Genomic DNA, 22,390 nt, shown 5'->3' with positions numbered 1-22,390 from the left:
AGCCGGATCGCGTTTAACGGCAGTCTCTTTGAATGTTTTTGCCGGAGCGGTCAATGGTCATACCCTACACAGTACATATCGGGCAGATGTCTGATCGCATCCGCTTTGGCCACCCGAAAGGCCGCAACGGCGCGGCGCTTCGACTTGCGAAGCACGCGCGCGGTTGGTTGCGGGCGATCCTTGCCCTATGCGCGCTCACTATGCTTGTTGCATGTGAACGCGATGCCGAACAAACTCTGCGCACCAAACTCGACCACTGGTTCTATCTGGGTGAGACCGTTTATTTTCAATCCCGATCGCGCTGCACGGGTGCCATGATCCGTCTGGAATCTGCCTATCTGCGCCCCACCATCGCGGTTCAAACCAATTATGATCGCGCCAAGGAAACGCTTCGTGCCAATGGTGTGGCCGCCATCCGCAAAGCAGACATGACGCCGACCGAGCTAACCGATGCGATGCTTATGAGCGGGAACGGAGATTTCGGCAAACAGGCGCTGGCGGCGGGCGCGCTGGCCGCCTCTTGCTTTAACGGGACAGAGATGGGCGCCCTATTGTTCGACGCCCTCCACACGCCCGGTGCCACGCTGGTATATGACACGCAAAGCTCGGGCTTGATGGTCGTGGACCCCGGGCTCAGCAGCTTGTTCTATGTTGCGGGCGACGTGTGGTGACCCTCTCCGCCGCGAAATGGGGCAAGGCTTGCATACCCCGATAAGGCCAATTTTGGTCGCTGTTATGAAGCGACGGTAAAAGGCCCGCCAACCGCTTCCACTACAGATTGTAGGCGCGTCAATTCAGCTTTGCGTTGAAGAAATCGCTGATCTTTTGCGCCAGCGGTTCTGAAATGCCATCAACTGCCATCAGGTCGGGGATTGCAGCCCGCGAAACCGCCTTGGCGGACCCGAAATGCGCCAAGAGCGCGCGTTTGCGGGCCGCCCCGACACCGGGGATATCGTCCAGCGGGGTGGCGCTGACGGCCCTGGCGCGCTTGGCACGGTGCGCGCCGATGGCCCAACGGTGGGCCTCATCGCGCAGACGTTGCACGAAATAGAGCACCGGATCATTCATCCGCAGCGCAAAGGGGCGCTTGCCTGCGCGGTGGAATTCCTCTTTGCCGTGATCGCGGTCCACGCCTTTGGCAACGCCGATCATGGCGATATCATCCACGCCTAGATCGCGCATGATCTCCGCCACCACCGACACCTGCCCCGCCCCGCCATCGATCAGCAGAAGATCGGGCCATGCATCAGAGGTCCGGCCTGGGTCCTCTTTCAACAAGCGCTCAAACCGGCGGGTCAGCACCTCTTTCATCATGCCAAAGTCATCCGAATTGGCGCCGGCTTCGGACTTGATGTTGAACTTCCGGTACTGCGATTTCAAGAACCCGTCAGCCCCCGCGACGATCATCCCGCCCACGGCATTCGTGCCCTGAATGTGGGAGTTGTCGTAAACCTCAATCCGCTTGGGTGGGGCGTCCAGATCAAAGGCCTCCACTAGACCCTGCAAAAGCTTGTTCTGCGTGGCGCTTTCCGACATTTTGCGCGCAAGGCTCTCGCGGGCATTGCGGGCGGCGTTTTCCACCAGCTCTGCTTTTTCGCCACGTTGCGGGACGCTGATCGTTACCTTGCGGCCCGCGCGATCGGTCAACGCTTGGGCCACGAGGTCTTCATTTTCCAGCGCATGCGACAGCAGCAAAAGCTGCGGCGGTTCTTTGTCATCGTAAAACTGCGTAAGGAAAGCCTCCATGATCTCCGGCTCTTCGGCACCCATCGGCGTGCGAGGATAGAAATCACGGTTCCCCCACGACTGGTTGGCGCGAATGAAGAACACCTGCACGCAGGCCTGCCCCCCCTCAAAGTGAAGCGCCACGACATCCGCCTCTGTCACACCGCGCGGGTTGATGGCTTGGGCCGATTGCACTTGGGTCAGCGCCTTGATGCGGTCGCGCAGGGCGGCTGCACGCTCAAACTCCATCTCCTCGCTGGCCTTGGCCATCTCGGTCGCTAGATTGGCCTGCACATCCGTCGATTTTCCTTCCAGAAAGCGCTTGGAATCCGCGACCAGACGGGCGTAATCCGCCTCGCTGATTTTGCCGACACAGGGGCCGGCACAGCGCTTGATCTGATATTGCAGGCACGGGCGCGTGCGCCCCGCAAACATCGCATCCGAACAGTTGCGCAACAAGAACACCCGTTGTAGCTGGTTCAACGTGCGGTTCACCGCGCCGGCGCTGGCAAAGGGGCCAAAGTAGTGCCCCTTTTCAGACCGTTTCCCGCGATGCTTTTTGATCATCGGAAAAGGGTGCTCGGTCGGGATCAGGATATTGGGAAAGGACTTATCATCCCGCAGCAACACATTATAGCGCGGCTTGAGCTGCTTGATGAGGTTTTGCTCCAGCAACAGCGCCTCGGTTTCGGTGCGCGTGGTCAGAAACATCATCGAGGCCGTTTCCGAGATCATCCGCGCGATGCGCCCCGAATGGCCCGAGGGGCGCGCGTAATTGGATACCCTGTTGCGCAGGCTGCGGGCCTTGCCAACATAAAGCACCTCGGATGCCGCGTTCAGCATCCGGTAAACCCCCGGCGACCCGTCCAGCGTTTTCAGATAGCCCTGAATAACGCCATGCCCCGTCTCAATTTCCGGCCCGTCTTGCGTCACATCCAATTAACCTTTTTTTAACCTTCGATTCTCAGCTAGCGCTGCAATGCCAAGACTTCGGTGGCAAGGGGAAACCTATCCCCGCTTTCTGTGGATAACTCTGTTGGAAACAATCTGCCAGCATAGAATTTCCCTTGTATTCCTGCCCTTTCAAGCATCTGCACAAAAAATAGGCAAATCTGCAAAACACTGTTATTAAAAGGAATTTTTTTGAACGTGTGGTAAGGAGTTGATATTCATGAGGAAAACGTAATAAATTCGTAATGATTGAGGCAGCGGTGTACAACTTGTCGCAGGATCGGCGTCAAAGCTCACTCCACGCCCAAGATATCCGGCGTTTTCCAGCCGAGATGCTGCCCGCCATCCACGCATAAAAGCTGCCCCGTGACCGCAGGCGCATCGAGGAAATACCCAAGCGCGGCCGTGACATCGGACGGATTCGCACCACGGCCGAGCACCGTATTTTCGCGCTGACGTGTAAAGTGATTTTGTGACTGCCGCGCCCCGATCATCGTGGGACCAGGGCCGATTGCATTCACGCGCACCCTCGGCGCCAGTGCTTGCGCTGTGGTTTGCGTCAAGGCCCACAGGCCCATCTTGGCCAGCGTATAGGTCATGAATTCCGGTGTCAGCTTGCGCACGCGTTGGTCGACCATATTGACGATCAGCGATTGGGCCAACTGCTCCCCATTGGCATCGGGAATCGCAGGCAGGGCTTGCGCCGCAAACCCCTGGGTCAGCACAAAAGGCGCCCGCAGGTTGGAGCCGATATGCCGGTCCCAGCTTTGCCGCGTGGCGCTTTGGATTGTGTCATAGTCGAAAATGGAGGCGTTGTTGACCAGAACAGTCAGCGGCCCGTCCAGCCCTTCGGCTGCGCGCTGGATCAAGGTTTCGGTCTCTGCCTCCTCCAGCAGGTCGGCTTGCAGGGCAGTGGCGCGGCGGCCCATCGCGGTAATTTCGGCGACCACGGCCTCGGCCTCCTCTTGCGAGGTGGCGTAATGCACGGCGACGTCATGCCCGCGCGAGGCCAGATAAAGCGCCATCGCACGGCCCAGCCTGCGCCCCGCGCCTGTGACCAACGCGCGTGTCATAGGGCCACCAAGGAAAACGTATAGGCCGCATAGATCGCGACGAACACGATGCCCACCGCCCGCGTGATATCAAAACGCATCAGGATGAAGGGAACCAACAGCAAGGATGCCGCCGCCATCACCCAAAGATCGGATGCCAGCATGGACGCAGGCACCGGAATTGGCCCGACAAAGCCTGCCACACCGATGATCCCCAAAAGGTTAAAGACGTTGGAACCGATAACATTTCCCATCGCCACATCTGACTGCTTTTTCAACGCTGCGATCACCGAGGTTGCCAGCTCTGGCAAAGACGTTCCAACCGCGACCAGCGTTAACCCGATAACGGTTTCCGAGATGCCAAACACCCGCGCCATATTGGCCGCGCCATTCACCAACAACTCTGCCCCGATGGGCAAGCCGATCAAGCCGATCCCCAAAAACCCGATGATCTTCCACCATGGCGCAGACGGATCTGCACCTTCCAGATCTTCTTCTTTGGCGGCATTTCGATGACTGCGGGCGGCATGAAAGTTATCCGCCAACATTAATGCAAGCCCGACCAAAAGCACCGCCGCGTGCCACCATGTGATTGGACCCAGAAAGCACAACCCGATAAACAGCGCCGTCGCCGCAAGCATGGTGATAAAGCCGCGCGAAACGCCCAAAGTGCTGGAATGGATTGTTGAGATAATCGCCGGAATCCCCAGAACCAAAAAGATATTCGCGATGTTGGAGCCGACAACATTGCCCAAGGCAATCCCCGGCACGCCGTCCAAAATCGCACTGACCGAGACCAGAAGCTCTGGCGCGGAGGTTCCGAAAGCCACCACCGTCAGCCCTACGATCAACGGCGGGATGCCCAACCGCAGGCTAAGGTTTACGGAGCCGCGCACCAGCGCATCCCCTGCCAACACCAAAAGCACAAGGCCAATGGCCACATACGCAATATCCATCAGCATCGGCGGGATTTATCCTTTTTTCTTCGGTTTCACACCGCAAGCACAACGATTGGAGCCGATGATATGACGACCGCAGCCATGGCACAAACCGGGCTTGCGCCCCGATCTACGCAACGCTCCGGGCGCGAGGGAGCCAAGCCAGCCCAGCTTGCCAAAGACGGCCAAAGCCAAGATCACGACCAGAAAGAGCGAAACAATTTTGACCACAATTACAGCCCGTACCGCTGCCAGAGCGCGCGATCCTCGACCTCGGCCATGGCCCCGGCGGCGATTTGGGCACCCGCAGCGCCGATGCCGAACCGTTGGAGCAAAGGCTTGCGTTGGCCGATCGGCCGCAAAGAAACCTTGTCGCCGTAAAGCGCCTTCATCTTGGGCACCAAATGCGCCACACCATCAGCAAGGCCCAGATCAACAGCACCCTGCCCGACCCAAATATCGGCGTTGAAAAGATCAGTCTCCGCCGACAGCCGTGCACCACGCCGCGCCTTTACATGGGCGATGAAGGCTTGGTGGATCGGCTCTTGTAGGGCCTTGAGGCGGGCGACATCCTCGGGCTTTTCGGGCAAAAACGGATCGGCCAATGATTTAGAGGTACCGGCAGTATGGACCCGACGCTCCACCCCGTATTTCTCCATCAGTTGCGGAAAGCCGAAGCTGGCAAAAATCACGCCAATTGAGCCGACAAGCGAGCTGTTATCCACCCAAATATCATCGGCGGCACAGGCCAGCCAATAACCGCCCGAGGCCGCGACATCTTCGACAAAGGCATGCACGGGAATGTTCTTCGCATCCGCCAGCCGCCGGATACGCGCGGCGATCAGGCTTGATTGTACGGCCGAGCCACCGGGGGAATTGATCACGAGCGCCACGGCGGCGGGCTTGCCGCGCGAAAAGGCACGTTCAATTTGCGTGGCCAGTCCGGCATCGCTTAACGCAGGCGAAAAGCGGCTGCCCCCGCCGATGCTGCCCGACAGGCGGATTACGGGAACGAAGGGCGGCTTTTCAAGAAAGGGGATATATTTGCGCATAAGCGTGATGTAGGCGGCCAAGGCCAAGGGAACAAGAAGCAGAGTGCAAAGCGGTGCAGATTTCTTTTCCCATTGGCGCTTGCTGCCTGAAATTCAGGCGCGGGGAACAGGCCCCCACGCCCAAAGATCAGTCATATTTGCGCAGATCTTCGATTACCAAACCATCGTTGGGCAAAGACCCCGGCGGAACCAGTTCAACCTTGCCGCGCAGCTTGAGGGTTTCCAAAATGCTGCCTTCATAAAGCGCGGGGTTGGAGGCGCGGGTCTCCACCCTGACGGTCATCTCGTCCATCTCTCCCTTGCGGGTCGCGATAACACGAGCGCGCGCCACCTCTTCGTGGGCTGCGACAAAGGCGGCGACCTGTTCGGGGCGCACGAACATGCCCTTGATCTTGGTGGTTTGATCGGCACGGCCCATCCAGCCCTTGATGCGGGCGTTGGTACGGCCACAAGGGCTTGTGCCTTCCATCAGCGCGGAAAGATCACCAGTGGCAAAGCGGATCAACGGGTAATCGGGGTTGAGAGTGGTCACGACGACCTCGCCAACCTCGCCCGGTTCTACCGGATCACCGGTTCCGGGGCGGACGATCTCGACGATCACGCCCTCATCCAAGATCATCCCCTCCATCGCGGCGGATTCGTATGCGATATTGCCAAGGTCGGCGGTGGCATAGCACTGCAAGGTCTGGATACCGCGATCCGCGTATTCCTGACGCAACGACGGGAACAGCGCACCGCCCCCCACCGCCGCACGGGTGATTTTAAGCCGCTCACCCATGGTCTCGGCCCTGTCCAAGATGATTTTCAGGAAATCGGGCGTACCGGCATAGGCCGTCGCACCGATATCAACCGCTGCACGAACCTGTAGCTCGGTCTGGCCGATGCCTGCGGGGATCACACGCGCGCCAACCGCCAGAATGCCGGAATCAAAAATCATACCCGCAGGGGTGAGGTGATAGCCAAAGCAGTTCTGCACGATATCATCCGCGCCAATGCCGCACGCATGGACAAACCGGCCCATGCGCCACCAGTCATGGCTGTTTCCGCAGGGCTCATAGATCGGGCCGGGGGATTGAAAGATATGGGTGATATTCTGGGTCGGAATGCCACCAAGCGGCGGGTTCGCCTTTTGCCGTGCCGACAAATCCGCCTTGCGCAGGACCGGCAGCTTGACCAGATCGGACAGGCTGTTGACCGCTGGCAGGCCGACGCGGGCAAGCTGCACGCGCAGTTGCGCCAGTTGATCGGCCTCGCGGGCGTCTTGGCTTCGGGTTTCCAAGGCATCGAAATGGGTCATGGTTTTGTCCCTCATGCCAACCACCGCTTGCGGCGGCGGTAGCTGCGGACATCGCGGAACGACCGGCGGCCCTTGTCGGACATGCCCAGATAGAATTCCTTTACGTCCGGGTTCTCACGCAATTCCTGTGCAGTGCCTTCCATCACCACGCGGCCCGATTCCAGAATATATCCGGTATGGGCATAGCGCAGGGCGACGTTGGTGTTCTGCTCGGCCAAAAGGAAGGTCACGCCTTCGTTCGCGTTAACGGCTTTGACGATCTCAAAGATCTGCTCCACCAGCTGCGGGGCCAGACCCATCGACGGCTCGTCCAGCAAGATCATCTCGGGGCGGCTCATCAAGGCGCGGCCCATGGCACACATCTGCTGTTCCCCGCCAGAGGTATAGCCCGCTTGGGATTTGCGGCGCTCGCGCAAACGGGGGAAATAATTATAAACCATCTCAAGGTCGGCGGCCGTAGCCCCTGCCCCGTCGGTGCGCGTATAGGCGCCCGTCAGCAGGTTTTCCTCGATCGTCAAATGCTCAAAACAATGGCGGCCCTCCATCACCTGAATGACGCCGTTGCGCACCATTTCGGCCGGGTCACGGTTGGCGATATTTTTGCCTTTGAGGGAAATACTGCCCTTTGTCACCTCACCGCGTTCGGAATGCAGCAGGTTGGAAATGGCCTTGAGTGTGGTGGTTTTGCCAGCCCCGTTACCACCCAAAAGCGCGGTAATCCGGCCTTTGGGCACCGTCAGGCTGACGCCCTTCAACACAAGGATGACGTGATTATAGATCACCTCGATATTGTTGACGTCCAGCAACGTATCCGAGGTTTGGGGTGCGTCCAGCATGGGCTTCATCTTTGCAAAAAGGGGCGTGATCCCCGGCCAATGCCATAAGCACGGGCCGGGGTTTGTCGATTAGTTGCAGCGGTGCTCGATATTGTTTTCCGCAGCATAGGCCTCGGAATCCTCAAGGATCAGCGGCTGGATCACGTCCATATCCGGTTCAATCCAGCCAGAAATCAGGGTCCAGGTTTTGGCGGTTGCATCCCATTGCTGGATGCGCGCCTTGCCGGGGCCACCGTGATCTTCACAGGTCGCCTTGAAGGCTTGGCCAAAGTCGGGCAGGCCCAGCTCTTCCATGCGCTCTTCGGTGATCTCAAGGTTCTCAAACCCGTCACGCACCTGTGCAGGCGTGACCTGCGAAGTGCCCGCGATTTCTTGTGCGGTGCGCAAAGCCTCGGCAATAATCATGGCCGCATACATGCCGCGCGAATACAGCACGCCACCAACCTGATCGCCCGCACCGGCACCCTTGCCTGCATCGGAGACGTATTTCTTCATGTCGGCGTACACCGGATAATCCATGCCCGTGCCATGCATCGCCAGCGACTTATAGCCGTCAGCACCATCGCCCGCAGGCAAGACGTCATGGTCCGCGCCCGACCACCAGATGCCGATAAACTGATCCATCGGGTAGCGAATGTTCGCAGCCTCTTGAATGGCCACCGCGTTCATCACGCCCCAACCATACATGATGACGTTATCGGGTTTTTCGCGGCGGATTTGCAGCCATTGCGATTTTTGCTCTTGGCCCGGATGCTCAACAGGAAGCTGAACCAGCTCAAACCCGTGCTTTTTCGAAAGCTCTTCCAATGTGCGGATCGGCTCTTTGCCATAAGAAGAGTTGTGATAGACCAACGCGATCTTTTTGCCCTTCAGGTCACCACCGTTTTCCGCCAACAAGTAGTTGATCGCAACACTTGCCGCCGTCCAATAGTTCGCTGGATAGTTGAAAACGTTGGAAAAAACCTTGCCGTTGGATGCGGATGTGCGGCCATAACCGGGTGTATACAGCGTGCTGCCATCCGAGGTGACCTTCGGGATCAACTGATAGGTGATGCCTGTGGAAAGCGGGTTGAAGGCAAGCGCGTTGTTGCCCTTTGTCGCCTCATAACATTCCACGCCTTTTTCGGTGTTATAGGCAGTTTCGCATTCCGGAACTTGCACGATCTCACCGCCGATGCCGCCATCGCGTTCATTCAGCAGGGTGAAATAATCCTGAAAACCGTCAGCATAAGGCACACCGCCCGGCGCATAAGGCCCGGTGCGATATGAAAGGTTTGGCACGACCAGATCGGCCATCGCGGGGGCAGCAGCCATCATGGCGGCGGCAGCAAGGGCAGCAAAGTTCATTTTCATCTCAAGTCTCCTCCCAGAGTTTGTTTTTGTATTCCGGACTGCCCCTTAGTGTGGGAAAGGCCAAAGCCGTAATTTCTCTTTTGCCAAGCGCCAAAGCTGGGCGATGCCATGCGGTTCGGCGATCAGGAATATGATGATAAGCGCACCGATGATCATCAGCTCGATATGCGCCGCAAGGTCTGTGGGCCAACCAAGCCCGCCAACCAGCACGTTCTTCAAGAACACCGGCAACAGCACCAAGAATGCCGCCCCTGCCAAGCTACCAAAGATAGAGCCGAGCCCGCCGATGATGACCATGAACAGGATCAAAAAGGACTTCTGGATGCCAAAGCTTTCGCCAACCTCGGCAGCACCAAGATAGACCGCAAAGAACAAAGCGCCCGCGATACCGATGAAAAAGCTGGATACGGCAAAGGCGGAAAGCTTGGCGCGCAGCGGGTTCACACCGATGATCTCGGCGGCGATATCCATGTCGCGGATCGCCATCCATTTGCGCCCGATCGTGCCGCGCGTCAGGTTGCGGGCAAGCCATGCCACCAAAAGCAACATCACAGCACAGAACAGGTATTTCGCCGCCGCAGTGGTGTCTGGCCCTGTGATGACGATGCCAAGGATATCACGCTCTGGCGCGGAAATCTGGCCCGAGGCGGAATAGTTGTAAAACCACGGCACCTTGTTGAACAACCAGACAAGGAAGAACTGCGCCGCCAGCGTGGCCACCGCAAGGTAGAACCCCTTGATCCGCAAGCTTGGCAGGCCGAACAGAACGCCCACCCCGGCCGTGATCCCACCCGCCAAAATGACGTGGATAAAGATCGACACCTCGGGGAAGGCGGTCATCAACTTGTAAACCGCATAGGCGCCCACGGCCATAAAGCCGCCTGTCCCAAGCGAAAGCTGCCCACAATAACCAACAAGAATATTCAACCCGATGGCGGCAATCGCATAGATCAGGAAGGGCACAAACACCGCGTTTGCCCAGTAATCGTTAATAAAAAACGGGATAATACCGAATGCCACCGCCAACACCGCATAGTAACGGATACGGTCGAATTTGATCGGGAAGGTTTGGCTGTCCTCACTGTAGGTGGTCTTGAAATCACCTGCCTCACGGTAAAACATCAGTCATTCCCTTCCGACGCTTGAAATTCAGCCTCAAGATGCGATCTATCGGCGGTTTTGGGGGCCGGCGCATAGCCGCTGACCTCCGCATAGCGAACCAGTTGCAGATAGGCCCAGATACCAATCCCACCGCCCGCAGCCGCAAGAACGAAGGCGGTGGTGATCTGGTCCATGTTTTGGGTCTCGGCAGTCAGGGCGAGATAGCCAAAGGCCCAAAAGCCCGCCCATGCAATAACATTCAAGATCGCAATACACTTCTTGAAAGGGGTGCCTTGCATCGTCACACCCTCTCGATGATCTTCTCGCCGAACAGGCCTTGGGGCCGGAACACGAGGAACAAGAGCGCCAGCACATAGGCGAACCAGTTTTCGGTGGCCCCACCGATCATTGGCCCGATGGCGAATTCAAACAGTTTTTCACCCATGCCGATGATCAACCCGCCAACAATCGCACCGGGAATAGAGGTGAACCCCCCCAGCATCAGCACCGGAAGTGCCTTAAGCGCGATCAGCGAGAGCGAGAACTGCACACCGGATTTCGACCCCCACATGATACCCGCAACCAGCGCCACAAAGCCCGCGATCGACCAGACCAGCACCCAGATGAACCGCAAGCTGATCCCAACCGACAGCGCCGCTTGGTGGTCATCCGCCACAGCCCGCAAGGCACGGCCGTATTTGGTGTACTGCGAAAACAGAGTCAACGCGATCACAAGGGCGGCGGCAACAAGGGCGGCAACGATATCCAGCTTGTCGATAAAGAAGCCATAGCCGAACCAGTTATAGGTGACATTCTCGATGGTCTCCGAGACCCCCTGCGGCAAGCCGACATCCAGTTTCTTGATGTCGGAACCCCAAAGCACATCGCCGAAACCCTCAAGGAAGTAGGCAAGGCCAATGGTCGCCATGAACAGGATAATCGGTTCCTGATTGACCAGATGTTTGAGGATATAACGCTCAATCACAATCGCCATACCCACCATCACCAGCGCCGTCAGCGCGATGGCAACGATTGCTGGCAAGGTCCAGCCAAAGTGGTGCAGGTCCGTGCCAAAGATGGCATTGATCACGTGGGAAAATGGGATCTGCCCGTCTTGCAGGCCCACAAGCGTCAGCGCCGCGAACAGCGCCAACACACCTTGGGCATAGTTAAAAATGCCGGAGGCTTTAAAGATCAACACAAAGCCCAAGGCGACAAGGCTGTACATAATCCCCGCCATCAGGCCGTTGACCATCACCTCGGCTGCGAAAAAGAAGGTATCGGGCATCAGAAATCCCCCAGATTTTGGTGGTTAGTCATGTGACACCCCCAGATATGCATCAATCACGGCTTGGTTATTGCGCACCTCATCAGGGGTGCCATCGCCGATTTTCTTGCCGTAATCCATCACGACCACACGGTCGGACAGATCCATCACCACACCCATATCATGTTCGATAAGGGCAATTGTGGTGCCGAATTCATCGTTCACATCCAGAATAAAGCGGGACATGTCCTCTTTTTCCTCGACGTTCATCCCTGCCATCGGCTCATCCAACAGCAAAAGCTTGGGCTCGGCGGCCAAGGCGCGGGCCAGTTCCACCCGCTTTTTCAACCCATAGGGCAAACGGCCCACAGGGGTTTTGCGGATATGCTGGATTTCCAGAAAGTCGATGACCTTTTCGACCTTTTCACGGTGCGCGGTTTCCTCGGCCTGCGCCTTACCCCACCACAAAGCTTGGGCAAGCATCCCCGACTTCATCTGCGTCAGGCGGCCGGTCATGATATTGTCCAGCACCGTCATCCCCTCAAACAAGGCGATGTTCTGAAAGGTGCGGGCAATGCCTTGGGCGGCAACCTGATAGGGCTTCATCGGGGGGCGGCGCGATCCGTGAAACCACACCTCGCCCTCTTGCGGGACATAGAACCCCGAAATGACATTGAGCATCGAGGATTTACCGGCACCATTCGGACCGATGATTGCGCGAATTTCGCCCTCGCGGATGTCAAAGGAAATGTCGGTAATCGCCGCCACGCCGCCAAAGCGCAGGGTGATATTCTTCATTTCCATCATCACGCCGCCGATTTCGCGACCGTCTGCGGTGGTATAGCCGTCTGGGTTCTGGATATTCATTCTGCGGCGACCTTTTGTGCGGGGGCCACGACGGCATCGGCCAGCGTCAGCGTGGCTTTGATGGCGCCCTTGCGACCGTCCTCATAGGTGACTTCAGTTTCGGTGTAGATCTCGGATTTACCGCCATAAAGCGCGCCCACGAGGTCGGCGAATTTATCCTCCACCACTTTGCGGCGCACTTTGCGGGTGCGGGTCATCTCGCCGTCATCGGCGTCCAGTTCCTTATGCAGGATAAGGAAACGATGCACCTGACAGCCCGACAACATCGGGTCGGCAGCCACGGATTCGTTCACCTCCGACACATGACCCTTCATCATCTCCAACACACGCGGATGCTGCGACAGCTCTTGATAGCTGGAATAGGCGATGTTGTTACGCTCTGCCCAGTTACCAACCGCATTAAGGTCAATATTGATAAACGCGGTGCAAAAATCGCGAGACGCGCCAAAAACCACAGCCTCCAAAATCGCAGGATAAAATTTCAGCTTGTTTTCAACGTATTTCGGCGCAAACAGGCTGCCATCGGCCATTTTGCCCACGTCCTTGGCACGGTCGATAATGCGCAGATGACCGGTGCCTTCCTCAAAGAAACCCGCGTCACCTGTGGCAACCCAACCCTCTGGATCTTTGGTCGAGGCGGTGCTTTCGGGGTTTTTATAGTAACTCTCAAACGTGCCGGGGCTGCGGTAAAACACCTCGCCATTGTCGGCGATTTTCACCTCAACCCCCGGTGACGGCACGCCAACGGTATCGGCGCGCACCTGACCGTCGGGCTGCTGGGTGATGAACACCGAGGCCTCTGTCTGGCCGTAAAGCTGTTTCAGGTTGATCCCGAGCGAGCGGTAAAAGCTGAAAATTTCTGGCCCGATCGCCTCACCAGCGGTATAGCCCACACGCACGCGCGAAAAGCCAAGGGTGTTTTTCAACGGCCCGTAAACCAGAATATCCCCCAGCCAATAGGAAAACTTATCCGCCGCCGATACCGGATTGCCGTCCAGAATATCGGGACCAACGCGGCGCGCCACGGCCATATATTTATCGAACAGCCATTTCTTGAAACGGCCCGAGTCTTCCATGCGGATCATCACATTGGTCAACTGACCCTCAAAGACGCGCGGCGGGGCAAAGTAATAGGTCGGCCCGATCTCGCGCAGGTCGGTCATCATGGTGGCGGCCGATTCCGGGCAATTCACGCAAAAACCGGTCCACATCGCCTGACCCATCGAGAAAATGAAATCGCCCACCCATGCCATCGGCAGATAGGCAAGCACCTCATCCCCCGCGCGCAGGTGATCAAAATCCGAGGTGTTTTTGGATGTCTCAATGATGTTGCGATTGGACAGCACCACGCCCTTGGGCTTGCCGGTGGTGCCCGATGTATAAAGCATCACACAGGTGGAATTGTAATCAAGCTCGGCGGTGCGGGCGGTCAGCTCTGCCTCGAAACGCTGATGGGCGGCGCGACCTTCGGCAATCACATCCGCCATCGCATTCATGCGCGCATGGTCGTATTTCCGCATCCCGCGCTTGTCGACATAGATGATCTGCTCAACGCTCGGCTTTTGATCCTCGGTCAGCCATTCGCTTTCCACCTCAAGGATCTTGTCGACCTGTTCCTGATCGCCGCACACAACGAAACGGGCACCGCAATGATCCAGCACAAAGGCCATCTCTTGCGCCACCGCATCTTGATAAAGCGGCACCGGAATGGCCCCGCACATCTGTGCCGCGGCCATCGCCCAGTAAAGCTGTGGACGGTTACGGCCAATGACGGCGACATAATCCCCCCGGTTAAGGCCGAGTGCCATATACCCCATCGCCATCGCGCGAATCTCGACATCGGCCTGCGCCCATGTCCAGCTTTGCCAGATCCCGAATTCCTTTTCGCGGTAAGCCGGTTTATTGCCATGCTTCTCCACGTTACGCGCAAGCAGCGCGGGGATGGAGGCAAGACCAGCCTGTGCCTGTGACGCTTTCATTCAAGTCCCCCCTTGATGCCGAAACGATTCGTTAATCATCCCCAGCTTGTTAAGCCTATAGGTCGCTTGCAATGCTTGCGTGACTTTTTCGCAAATCTTGCGAATTGTTACAGACGTGATTTACGCCTTCCCCGGGACCGGCCCCCGATGTTAACCAATGAAAGGAGGACGCGCGCAATGGGACAAGACATTACCACCGCAATGACCGCCGCCGGATTGAATCTGATCCAGCAGGCGCTTTCGATCTATGACAGCGACCTTCGGCTTGCCGTCTGCAACCGTCGCTTTTGCGAGATGTTCAACCTACCGGAATCCCTCTCTACCCGTGGTGCGCTGTTTGAGGATACGATCCGCTATCTGGTCGGGCGTAATGAATATGGCGAGGTCGATGATATTGAGGCAGCCGTGACCGCAAGGGTCGAGGCAGCCCGCGCGTTTGAGCCGCATTATATGGAACGGATGCGCCCCAATGGCCGCTGGGTCTCGGTCGAGGGGGCACCTTTGACCACGGGCGGCTGGATCACGGTCTATACCGACATCACCGAGATCAAGGTTCAGGAAGGCTTGCTACGCGCAAGGTCAGAGGAATTATCAGGGCAGGTCCTGGCCAATGCCGAGCGTTTGTCGCAGGCCAACCGGCAGCTTGCCTCGGCCAATATCGCGCTAGAGGAAACCAAGCGCCAGTTGATGGAAATGGAAGCCCGCACCCGGTTGACCACCGAGATGATGCCCGCCCATATCGCCCATGTTGATTGCGAGCTGCGCTATACCTATACCAACCGGCGCCTTTCGTCCGTCATGCCCGGCGCAGGGCGGCCCCAAAGCATTCTGGGCCTGACGGGCCGCGAGGCCTTGGGCGAACCCAGCTTCAGTAAGATCGAGCCCTATCTACTCCGCGCGCTGGAGGGGGAACCTTCGGTCTTTGAATTTGCCGATGATGCAAGCGGGCGACGGATACGGGCCGCCTTTACCCCCGATCAAACCGGTGACGGGCCGATAAACGGCGTCTATATTCTGGCGATGAACGTGACCGAAGAGGTACAGGCACGCTCTGCCCTGATGCAAACCCGCAAGCGGGAATTGGCGGCACAGCTGACCAGCGGCCTTGCCCATGACTTCGCCAATCTGCTGACCATCATTCTGGGGCTGCAAGGGCGGCTGGAACGGGTCTCTTTGCCCGATAGCGCCGCCGAGATCGTGGCAGCCACCATCGCCGCCGCCCGCCGCGGGGGCACATTGCTGGATAGGATCGCAGGGATTTCCGGCAAGCGAGAGCTGCGGCCCGTCGTCACCGATATGAAGCAGTTTCTGGCCGATCTGTCGGTGCTTGCCGATCCGATCCTGCCCGAACAGATCACCCTCTGGATGGCCCGCGAGGGACTGGAGCCCCCCTTGCTGCTGGATGCAGGCATGTTGCAAGACGCGCTTGTGAACCTCGTGCTCAATGCCCGCGACGCGATGGGTGCCAAGGCGGGCAAGATCACCCTGACCGCCCGCGCCCTGCGCGAGACATGGCTGGAACTGGTGGTCGAAGATGACGGCCCCGGCTTTTCCGAAACCGCGCTGGAACGGGGGCTGGACCCGTTCTTCACCACCAAAGGCGGCGAAGGATCGGGCCTCGGGCTGGCGATGGTCTATGACCAAGTTACCTTGGCGGGCGGCACGGTGCGTCTGCGCAACCGCGCCACGGGCGGCGGCATGGTCACGCTGCGCCTGCCCTTGCGCCCCGTACACAAAGCCACCGAACCCGGCATGGTGCTGTTGGTCGAGGACCGCATCGAGATCCGCGAAGGCGTGCGCGAAATGCTGCGCGCCATGGGCCATTCGGTGATCGAGGCGGGCAGCGCGGATGAGGGGCTTGCCCTTGCCGGCTTGCCGGGCCTAACCATGGTCCTTAGCGATATTTCCCTTCCCGGAACGCTGACGGGGGTGGACCTTGTGGAAACCCTTGCGCAAAACGGTATGAAGGGGCGATGTTTCCTGATGACGTCTTTGCCGCCGACGAACCCGCTGCGCGCACGCGCAGCCGCACAGTTTCCGGTGCTAACCAAACCTTTCGACGAGACGCAGCTCGCCGCCCTTTTGACCCCAGAGGCCCCATGACCGCAAAAGCCCCCCTTGTCGCCATTCTGGATGATGAACCCGAAATTCGCCGCATGCTGCAAGACGCGCTGGAGGAGGCCGGTCTGCGCACCCTTGCTTATGCCCGCGCGACCGAATTCGAAGCCGCCCTGAACCGGGTCACACCGGATGTGTGCTTGGTCGATCTGGGGTTGCCCGACCGCGACGGCTTGGCGCTTGTCCACCGTTTGGCGCTGGAATCGGGGGCGGTGATTATCATCATTTCAGGGCGCGCACAGGTACAAGACCGCGTAACAGGGTTGGAGCTGGGCGCAGATGACTACATCATCAAACCCTTTGATCCCGCCGAGGTCGTCGCCCGCGTCCGCGCCCATCTGCGCAAGGGCCGCAGCGGCACGGAACGGGTGGCCCAAGAAGCGCGTTTTGAGGGGTGGACCGCCCTGTTCGACCGCTACCTTCTGGTCAACAAAGACGGTGCCGAGGTTGCCTTTTCCCATGCCGAGGGTGAGGTGTTGCGCCTGTTTCTGGAATCCCCTAAACGATTGATTTCACGCGCACAAATGCAAGAAAGCCTTGGCGGCGCGGCAGGTGACAGCTTTGACCGCGCGATGGATGTGCGGATTTCGCGGCTGCGCACCAAGCTGGGCGAAGACCCCAAAAACCCGCTGTTGATCAAGACGATCTACGGGGCGGGCTATATCTTTTTGGGCGATGTTGTCTGGGCCTGACCCAACGCCGCATTACGCCGCAACAAGGGTCAGAAAATGGCCCTCGCTTTGGCAAAACCGCCCGTGCAAAAGCGTGTTTTGCGGGAAATGCGGCACATCTTGCGTAAAGCGGGCCGTAAACTGGCCATGCCCCAAGGTGATCTCCAGCGCGTCAAATTCCAGCAAGGTTCTGGATCGGGCGTATTGCGCCTTATAGGCCGCCTCTTTCGCCGAAAAAATCAGTTTGGCGTGTAGGCCCGTGCCCAATGTCGCGCGTTCTGGCGGCGACAGCACGATGTCCCACAGGTCAGCCTCTAGCGGGGTTGCCGGTTCCAGATCAATACCGATCAGGGTCGGGGCGCGGGTAACGGCCGCAAGGCAAGCCGTCGCACTATGGGTGATGGAACCGCTGATCCCGTCAGGCCAAATCGGCGCGCGATCGGACCCCATCGGGATTGCACAGGCAGGGCCAAACGCAGCCATTGCCGCACGCGCAGCAGCCCTGCCCGCCGCAAATTCCATCAACCGTTTTGGAACCGAACCTGCTAATATCTCCCCTCGCCAAAGGGGGGGCGAGGGGGCCCTTGGGTCACTTGCCGCAATGACGACCCCCTGCGGCGCAATTGCGCGCGCCGCAGCTAAAAGTGATTCAAGATCAATCACTCAACCGAGCAGAGCGCATCGCCCGCCGCCGCGCCATTGCATCTGTACGGCTCGGATTCGTAGGCTCGGCAGCTTTTGCCGGTACATGCGTCTGTGCCTGAATGGGATCTGCCGCTGGGGCCAATGTCGCGACAACTGGCCCCTCCATCGAGGATTCGATATGTGCGGCCAGTTTCTCCAACACCGGAAAGCGGAAAATATCGGTGATCGACAGCTTGGCCACGCCCAGACTGGCACGGATTTCACGGTGGGCCTGCACAGCCAAAAGCGAGTGCCCCCCCAGCGCAAAGAAGTTGTCCTTGGCCCCGACTTTCGCGACCCCCAACACCTGGACCCACACGGCGGCCAGCGCCTCGGCCACACCCAGTGGGGCGACGTAGGTTTCAACCTTCGGCATCGCGCTTACCGGCGCAGGCAAGGCCTTGCGGTCCACCTTGCGGTTCGGCGTCAGCGGGAAAGCATCCAGCCGCACAAAATGCTGCGGCACCATATGGGCGGGCAACGCCTGCCCGATCGCATCGCGCAATTCCGCCTCGGATGCTGTGCCGCGAACATAGGCCACAAGACGCAGATCGCCGGCGGTATCTTCGCGTGCCATAACGACGGCCTGGTTCACCTCGGGCTGGGCTTCCAGCACGGCCTCCACCTCCCCCAACTCAATCCGGTGGCCGCGCAATTTGACCTGATGATCGGCACGACCAAGGAAATCAAGCGTGCCATCGGCATTCCAGGACGCAAGGTCGCCGGTGCGGTACATACGCCCCGCATGGAAAGGGTTGGGCAGGAAGCTGCTGGCGGTTTGGTCTTCGTACTGCCAATAGCCGCGCGTGACCCCCTCACCACCGATCCATAGCTCCCCCGCCACGCCAAATGAGACCGGATTCAGATCGTCATCCAGCACATAGGCCTGCGTGTTGGCGATGGGGGTGCCGATATTCACCGCCCCCTGCCCTGCCGTGGCTGTGGTGGACCAGATGGTGGTTTCGGTCGGCCCATACATGTTTTCAATGCGCGCAGCCGTCGCTTCGGCCAAATCCGCGACCAAGGCCGCCGACAGCGCCTCTCCGCCAAGCAACAGAGTTTTAACGCACGCCAATGCGGCACGGCTATCCTCGTTCATCGCGATCATGCGCGCCATGGACGGGGTGCATTGCAAATGGGTAACCTTGTGACGGACAAGCTGTGCCGCGATAGAAAAATCATCCGCCGCGGGCCCCGTCTCGTTGGAACGGCGCAGCACCTCGACCAGCGGATGCAGCCCCGCCATTACCTTATCGGTGGGGATCCCGTAGTCGATAAGGCATGCCACCTCTGTCACGCCGATCTGCTTGAGACGTTCAACCCGCGCGACGCAATCCTCAACGGTGCCGAACAGGCCGGCATCCTCAAAGTAGCGGTTGAACGCGAAATCGAGGATGGCCTCGTTTTCCTCTTCGGTCAGGGATTGCAGGTCGATCTCCGTCGGGTTTTCAATGCCCGCAGGCTTTTTGAACGCCGGAAAGGCCCATGCGTATTGCTTGATCAAACCGGCGGCAGAGCGCAGATAATCCTTCATCGGACCCCGCGCACCTTCGCGTGCGGTTTCACGGTCGCCCGCGATATAGGTGTGCAGCATTAGTGAAACGCTAAAGTCATCGGGGTTATGGCCGGCCTTGCGCAGGGCGGCGTGATAGATCTTGATCTTCTCCCCGACCTCCGCAACCGTCTGGCCCAACAGGTGGGTCAGCACATTGGCCCCAATCTCGCCTGCCTCTCGCCATGTGGCGGGATTGCCGGCGGTGGTGACCCAAACGGGAAGCTCTTTTGATACCGGACGCGGCTGCGTGGTCACCCCGAAATGGCCAGTGGCCGTCGGGAAATCCACCACATCACCGCGCCACAACCGGCGCACCTGATCAATAGAGGCAAACAGCGCATCGCGGTTTTTGGGCGGTGTATTTTCAGGACGCAGCACAAAATCATCGGGATGCCAGCCAGAGGCAAAGGCAAGCCCCGCGCGCCCGTTGGTCAGATTGTCAATGACGCTCCATTCCTCGGCGATACGCGCGGGATGGTGCAACGGCGCCACGCACGATCCCGCACGCACATCAACATTCCTTGTCACCGCCGCAACCGCCGCCCCCGTCACCGAGGGGTTCGGATAGGGGCCACCAAAGGCGTGGAAATGCCGCTCTGGCGTCCAGACTGCGCAGAACCCGTTTACATCAGCGAATTTCGCGCCTTCCAGCAGCATCTCGTATTTCTTGGGGCCGACACCATCGTCATTGCCCCAGTAATAGATAGAGAACTCCATCCCCTTGCCGGCCGTAACCGGCCCGGAGGCGACCAGCGTCCGGTTCTCATCCGATGACAAAACCAGTTTGAAACCGCGGGCGATTGTCCAGAACAGCTCCAACACCGAGATATCAAACGAAAGCGATGTGACCCCCAGCAGGACAGAACCCTCGGCATGGTCAATCCGTTGATCCATCCCGACAAAGAAGTTCACGACATTGCCATGTTCCACCATCACGCCCTTCGGCCTGCCGGTAGAGCCGGACGTATAAATCATATAGGCCAGATCGGCACTGGTGACGCCGCTATTGGGGTTGGTTTCGGGTGCCAAGGCAATGCGCGGGTCCGTATCAAGGCACAGGGCCTGCGGCCCCATCGGCAAACCACCCGTCAACGCCGTCTGGGTAACGATCACCCCTGCCGCGCTATCCTCAATGAAAAGCGCAATACGATCCGCCGGATAGGCAGGGTCTATCGGAACATAGGCCCCGCCGGCCTTCATAATCGCCAGCGCCCCGACCAGCATATGAAGCGAGCGGTTGATATAAAGCCCGGTCAACACCCCCGGCCCGACGCCCATCTCCATCAAGACATGCGCAGCACGGTTGGCCCGTGCATTCAGCTCTGCATAGGTCAGGCTTTGAGATTCAAAAACCACCGCGACAGCATCCGGCGTTTTGGCGGCCTGCACCTCAAACGCCTGATGGATGGTTTGGGTCCGGTCATATTCAACCGCCGTATCATTCAAACGGTTCAAGATCAGGTCGCGCTCTGCCTCGGGCATGATCGGCAAGGCGGCGCAGGGGGTATCGGGATCCGCATCGGCCAGCGCTTTTGCCAAAACCGAAAGCCGCGCAGCAAGTGCGGTGGCATCTTCGGTGCTCATACGGGCTGCATCAAAGTGGAACCTGTCCGGCGTGACCGTGATCGCCGAGCCTGTGACCGGGCCATCCATCGCCAAGGCAACCAAGGGCGTTTGCAAGGCAACAAGCGCAGGATCCCGACGCGGCAGATCGACGGCAAAACCGGGGGCTTGCAAGGCGGCGGTCAGAGGCAAGGCGGCCTCTGCTTGCGCAATGGTGCCGCTGGCGTCGACATGCAATGGCGACCAACCCGAAACATACAGCGACTGGTTGGGGCTTTTAATTGCAAGATCAACCGTATCCTGCCCCAACGCCCGTGCCATACCGATAGCGGTTGCAAACAGCGGTGCCGCATATGGCAGGCTTTGCCAATCCGCGGTGCTCGGGGCCTTGACTTGCGGCATCTCCAGCGCGGTCACGGCGGCCAAAGCCCGGCGCATGGCCCCTTCAATCGGGGCCGCAGCAGCAATGGCCGCAGTGATTTCCGCCGCCGCATCGCCAGGGCTGGCAAGACTGGTCACATTCAACGTGGTCGGACAAACAGCATAGCCCGCAAGGTCCATCAAGCCCGTAAGCCGTATCGCACCCTGCCCGCAGGCAACAAAAAGCCCGTCGGGTGCTGTGACAAGCACCGTCCCCGGCATGCCTTGCCCCCGAATAATTTCGGCCCCTGTCACCAGCAAAATGCGGCCATCCACCTCCAGCTTGGGCAGGGCCACAGGGTTGGCGTAGATACCATGATCCAATCCGCGCACCAAAGCATAGACCTGCTCGGCGGTTTGCGTGAAATCCAGCCGTGCAGCCGCTTCGGGACGATCCGCGCGGCGGTATTGTGTGCGGGCGGTCAGGTCTTGCGCGGTGCCCGGCGCGCTGGATGCCAAGGCGGCCAGAACGGCAGGGAAGCTTTCGATCGCTGCCTCGAAACATTTAGTGTTAAGCGTCAGCGCCGTATCATCGGGGGCGACATCAAACAGGCGCTGCTCCAGAATTGCGCCCTCATCCACACCGGCGACCATGCGGTGCCATGTGATGCCGTGCTGCGTCTCGCCATTCAGAATTGCCCAGACCGGCGCGTTGAGGCCCGCATATCGCGGCAGGGGGCCGTCATGGAAATTCACCGTCTGATCCGCCAGCGCCAAAACCGATTCGGGGATCACATGCAGGTAGGCAATCGAGAGCAGCCAATCGACATGGATATCCAGCAAATGCGCGTCGCTTGGCACCTCGACACGAATACCTTTTGCCTGCGCCCACGCCCGCACATCCGGGTTCTCCGTGACCATGGCCACCACTCTATGGCCTTGATAAATAATACTTTCTGCACATTGAATGGTAAGGGACTGGTTGCCAAAAATCAGGGCGTCCGACATCGTTAACTCCTTC

Annotated in this window: 17 protein-coding genes; 3 read left to right on the top strand and 14 right to left on the bottom strand. The window is 58.9% G+C overall.

The features are described from left to right. Positions 1-53: 53 nt before the first annotated feature. Positions 54-671 (top strand): hypothetical protein, encoded by a 618-nt coding sequence (locus EOK75_RS10600; protein WP_168199211.1) that lies wholly within the window; start codon positions 54-56, stop codon positions 669-671. 118 nt (positions 672-789) lie between these two features. Here the strand turns inward: EOK75_RS10600 and uvrC are convergent, their stop codons facing one another. From uvrC to EOK75_RS10535, 12 genes are all read right to left on the bottom strand, one after another. Next, positions 790-2,658 carry an excinuclease ABC subunit UvrC gene (gene uvrC, locus EOK75_RS10595; protein ID WP_420821931.1) on the bottom strand — a complete coding sequence of 623 codons (1,869 nt, stop codon included), beginning with the start codon at positions 2,656-2,658 and terminating at the stop codon, positions 790-792. Between the two features lie 311 nt (positions 2,659-2,969). Beyond that, the gene (locus EOK75_RS10590) at positions 2,970-3,749 is read right to left on the bottom strand and encodes an SDR family oxidoreductase (protein ID WP_137193922.1); all 780 of its coding nucleotides are present in this window, start codon (positions 3,747-3,749) and stop codon (positions 2,970-2,972) included. Beyond that, a complete protein-coding gene (locus tag EOK75_RS10585; protein WP_137193921.1) occupies positions 3,746-4,690 on the bottom strand; it encodes a calcium/sodium antiporter in 945 nt (314 codons plus the stop codon). Before EOK75_RS10585 ends, EOK75_RS10590 begins: the two co-directional genes overlap by 4 nt. A gap of 209 nt (positions 4,691-4,899) precedes the next feature. Next, on the bottom strand, positions 4,900-5,718 hold the full coding sequence (locus tag EOK75_RS10575; RefSeq protein WP_137193920.1) for a S49 family peptidase: 819 nt from the start codon (positions 5,716-5,718) through the stop codon (positions 4,900-4,902). 127 nt (positions 5,719-5,845) lie between these two features. Then, positions 5,846-7,015 (bottom strand): phenylacetate--CoA ligase family protein, encoded by a 1,170-nt coding sequence (locus EOK75_RS10570; protein ID WP_137193919.1) that lies wholly within the window; start codon positions 7,013-7,015, stop codon positions 5,846-5,848. An 11-nt stretch (positions 7,016-7,026) separates the two neighbouring features. Continuing rightward, positions 7,027-7,851 (bottom strand): ABC transporter ATP-binding protein, encoded by an 825-nt coding sequence (locus tag EOK75_RS10565; RefSeq protein ID WP_137193918.1) that lies wholly within the window; start codon positions 7,849-7,851, stop codon positions 7,027-7,029. A gap of 69 nt (positions 7,852-7,920) precedes the next feature. Beyond that, positions 7,921-9,204: an ABC transporter substrate-binding protein gene (locus EOK75_RS10560; protein ID WP_137193917.1), complete on the bottom strand. Its 1,284-nt coding sequence runs from the start codon at positions 9,202-9,204 to the stop codon at positions 7,921-7,923. A gap of 45 nt (positions 9,205-9,249) precedes the next feature. Next, on the bottom strand, positions 9,250-10,326 hold the full coding sequence (locus EOK75_RS10555; RefSeq protein WP_137193916.1) for a branched-chain amino acid ABC transporter permease: 1,077 nt from the start codon (positions 10,324-10,326) through the stop codon (positions 9,250-9,252). Further along, a complete protein-coding gene (locus EOK75_RS10550; RefSeq protein WP_137193915.1) occupies positions 10,326-10,604 on the bottom strand; it encodes a hypothetical protein in 279 nt (92 codons plus the stop codon). The genes EOK75_RS10555 and EOK75_RS10550 overlap by 1 nt, the downstream gene beginning before the upstream one ends. 2 nt (positions 10,605-10,606) lie before the next feature. Continuing rightward, positions 10,607-11,593 (bottom strand): branched-chain amino acid ABC transporter permease, encoded by a 987-nt coding sequence (locus EOK75_RS10545; RefSeq protein WP_168199210.1) that lies wholly within the window; start codon positions 11,591-11,593, stop codon positions 10,607-10,609. A gap of 24 nt (positions 11,594-11,617) precedes the next feature. Next, positions 11,618-12,439, bottom strand: coding sequence for an ABC transporter ATP-binding protein (locus EOK75_RS10540; protein WP_137193913.1), 822 nt, complete (start codon positions 12,437-12,439; stop codon positions 11,618-11,620). Next, on the bottom strand, positions 12,436-14,418 hold the full coding sequence (locus EOK75_RS10535; protein WP_137193912.1) for an AMP-binding protein: 1,983 nt from the start codon (positions 14,416-14,418) through the stop codon (positions 12,436-12,438). The genes EOK75_RS10540 and EOK75_RS10535 overlap by 4 nt, the downstream gene beginning before the upstream one ends. A gap of 177 nt (positions 14,419-14,595) precedes the next feature. Here EOK75_RS10535 and EOK75_RS10530 point away from each other — a divergent pair, with 177 nt between their 5' ends. Together EOK75_RS10530 and EOK75_RS10525 are read left to right on the top strand one after the other, a co-directional pair. Beyond that, a complete protein-coding gene (locus tag EOK75_RS10530) occupies positions 14,596-16,521 on the top strand; it encodes a hybrid sensor histidine kinase/response regulator (RefSeq protein ID WP_137193911.1) in 1,926 nt (641 codons plus the stop codon). After that, positions 16,518-17,228 carry a response regulator transcription factor gene (locus EOK75_RS10525; protein ID WP_137193910.1) on the top strand — a complete coding sequence of 237 codons (711 nt, stop codon included), beginning with the start codon at positions 16,518-16,520 and terminating at the stop codon, positions 17,226-17,228. The genes EOK75_RS10530 and EOK75_RS10525 overlap by 4 nt, the downstream gene beginning before the upstream one ends. A gap of 12 nt (positions 17,229-17,240) precedes the next feature. Here the strand turns inward: EOK75_RS10525 and EOK75_RS10520 are convergent, their stop codons facing one another. Together EOK75_RS10520 and EOK75_RS10515 are read right to left on the bottom strand one after the other, a co-directional pair. Next, positions 17,241-17,870 carry a 4'-phosphopantetheinyl transferase family protein gene (locus EOK75_RS10520; RefSeq protein ID WP_137193909.1) on the bottom strand — a complete coding sequence of 210 codons (630 nt, stop codon included), beginning with the start codon at positions 17,868-17,870 and terminating at the stop codon, positions 17,241-17,243. Continuing rightward, positions 17,863-22,290 (bottom strand): MupA/Atu3671 family FMN-dependent luciferase-like monooxygenase, encoded by a 4,428-nt coding sequence (locus EOK75_RS10515; RefSeq protein ID WP_338053333.1) that lies wholly within the window; start codon positions 22,288-22,290, stop codon positions 17,863-17,865. The genes EOK75_RS10520 and EOK75_RS10515 overlap by 8 nt, the downstream gene beginning before the upstream one ends. Between the last annotated feature and the right edge of the window lie 100 nt (positions 22,291-22,390).

This window comes from Pseudorhodobacter turbinis, from assembly GCF_005234135.1.
In the GTDB taxonomy this organism is placed as follows: Bacteria; Pseudomonadota; Alphaproteobacteria; order Rhodobacterales; family Rhodobacteraceae; genus Pseudorhodobacter; species Pseudorhodobacter turbinis.
This window is presented reverse-complemented; position numbering and strand designations above follow the sequence as displayed.

What these genes read in the sequence shown, in the direction of transcription:
- EOK75_RS10585 (WP_137193921.1), bottom strand. Translation starts at nt 4,690, where the DNA reads ATGCTGATGGATATTGCGTATGTGGCCATTGGCCTTGTGCTTTTGGTG.
- EOK75_RS10545 (WP_168199210.1), bottom strand. Translation starts at nt 11,593, where the DNA reads ATGCCCGATACCTTCTTTTTCGCAGCCGAGGTGATGGTCAACGGCCTG.
- EOK75_RS10555 (WP_137193916.1), bottom strand. Translation starts at nt 10,326, where the DNA reads ATGTTTTACCGTGAGGCAGGTGATTTCAAGACCACCTACAGTGAGGAC.
- EOK75_RS10575 (WP_137193920.1), bottom strand. Translation starts at nt 5,718, where the DNA reads ATGCGCAAATATATCCCCTTTCTTGAAAAGCCGCCCTTCGTTCCCGTA.
- EOK75_RS10530 (WP_137193911.1), top strand. Translation starts at nt 14,596, where the DNA reads ATGGGACAAGACATTACCACCGCAATGACCGCCGCCGGATTGAATCTG.
- EOK75_RS10525 (WP_137193910.1), top strand. Translation starts at nt 16,518, where the DNA reads ATGACCGCAAAAGCCCCCCTTGTCGCCATTCTGGATGATGAACCCGAA.
- EOK75_RS10570 (WP_137193919.1), bottom strand. Translation starts at nt 7,015, where the DNA reads ATGACCCATTTCGATGCCTTGGAAACCCGAAGCCAAGACGCCCGCGAG.
- EOK75_RS10550 (WP_137193915.1), bottom strand. Translation starts at nt 10,604, where the DNA reads ATGCAAGGCACCCCTTTCAAGAAGTGTATTGCGATCTTGAATGTTATT.
- EOK75_RS10540 (WP_137193913.1), bottom strand. Translation starts at nt 12,439, where the DNA reads ATGAATATCCAGAACCCAGACGGCTATACCACCGCAGACGGTCGCGAA.
- EOK75_RS10565 (WP_137193918.1), bottom strand. Translation starts at nt 7,851, where the DNA reads ATGCTGGACGCACCCCAAACCTCGGATACGTTGCTGGACGTCAACAAT.
- EOK75_RS10515 (WP_338053333.1), bottom strand. Translation starts at nt 22,290, where the DNA reads ATGGTCACGGAGAACCCGGATGTGCGGGCGTGGGCGCAGGCAAAAGGT.
- EOK75_RS10600 (WP_168199211.1), top strand. Translation starts at nt 54, where the DNA reads ATGGTCATACCCTACACAGTACATATCGGGCAGATGTCTGATCGCATC.
- EOK75_RS10560 (WP_137193917.1), bottom strand. Translation starts at nt 9,204, where the DNA reads ATGAAAATGAACTTTGCTGCCCTTGCTGCCGCCGCCATGATGGCTGCT.
- EOK75_RS10590 (WP_137193922.1), bottom strand. Translation starts at nt 3,749, where the DNA reads ATGACACGCGCGTTGGTCACAGGCGCGGGGCGCAGGCTGGGCCGTGCG.
- EOK75_RS10535 (WP_137193912.1), bottom strand. Translation starts at nt 14,418, where the DNA reads ATGAAAGCGTCACAGGCACAGGCTGGTCTTGCCTCCATCCCCGCGCTG.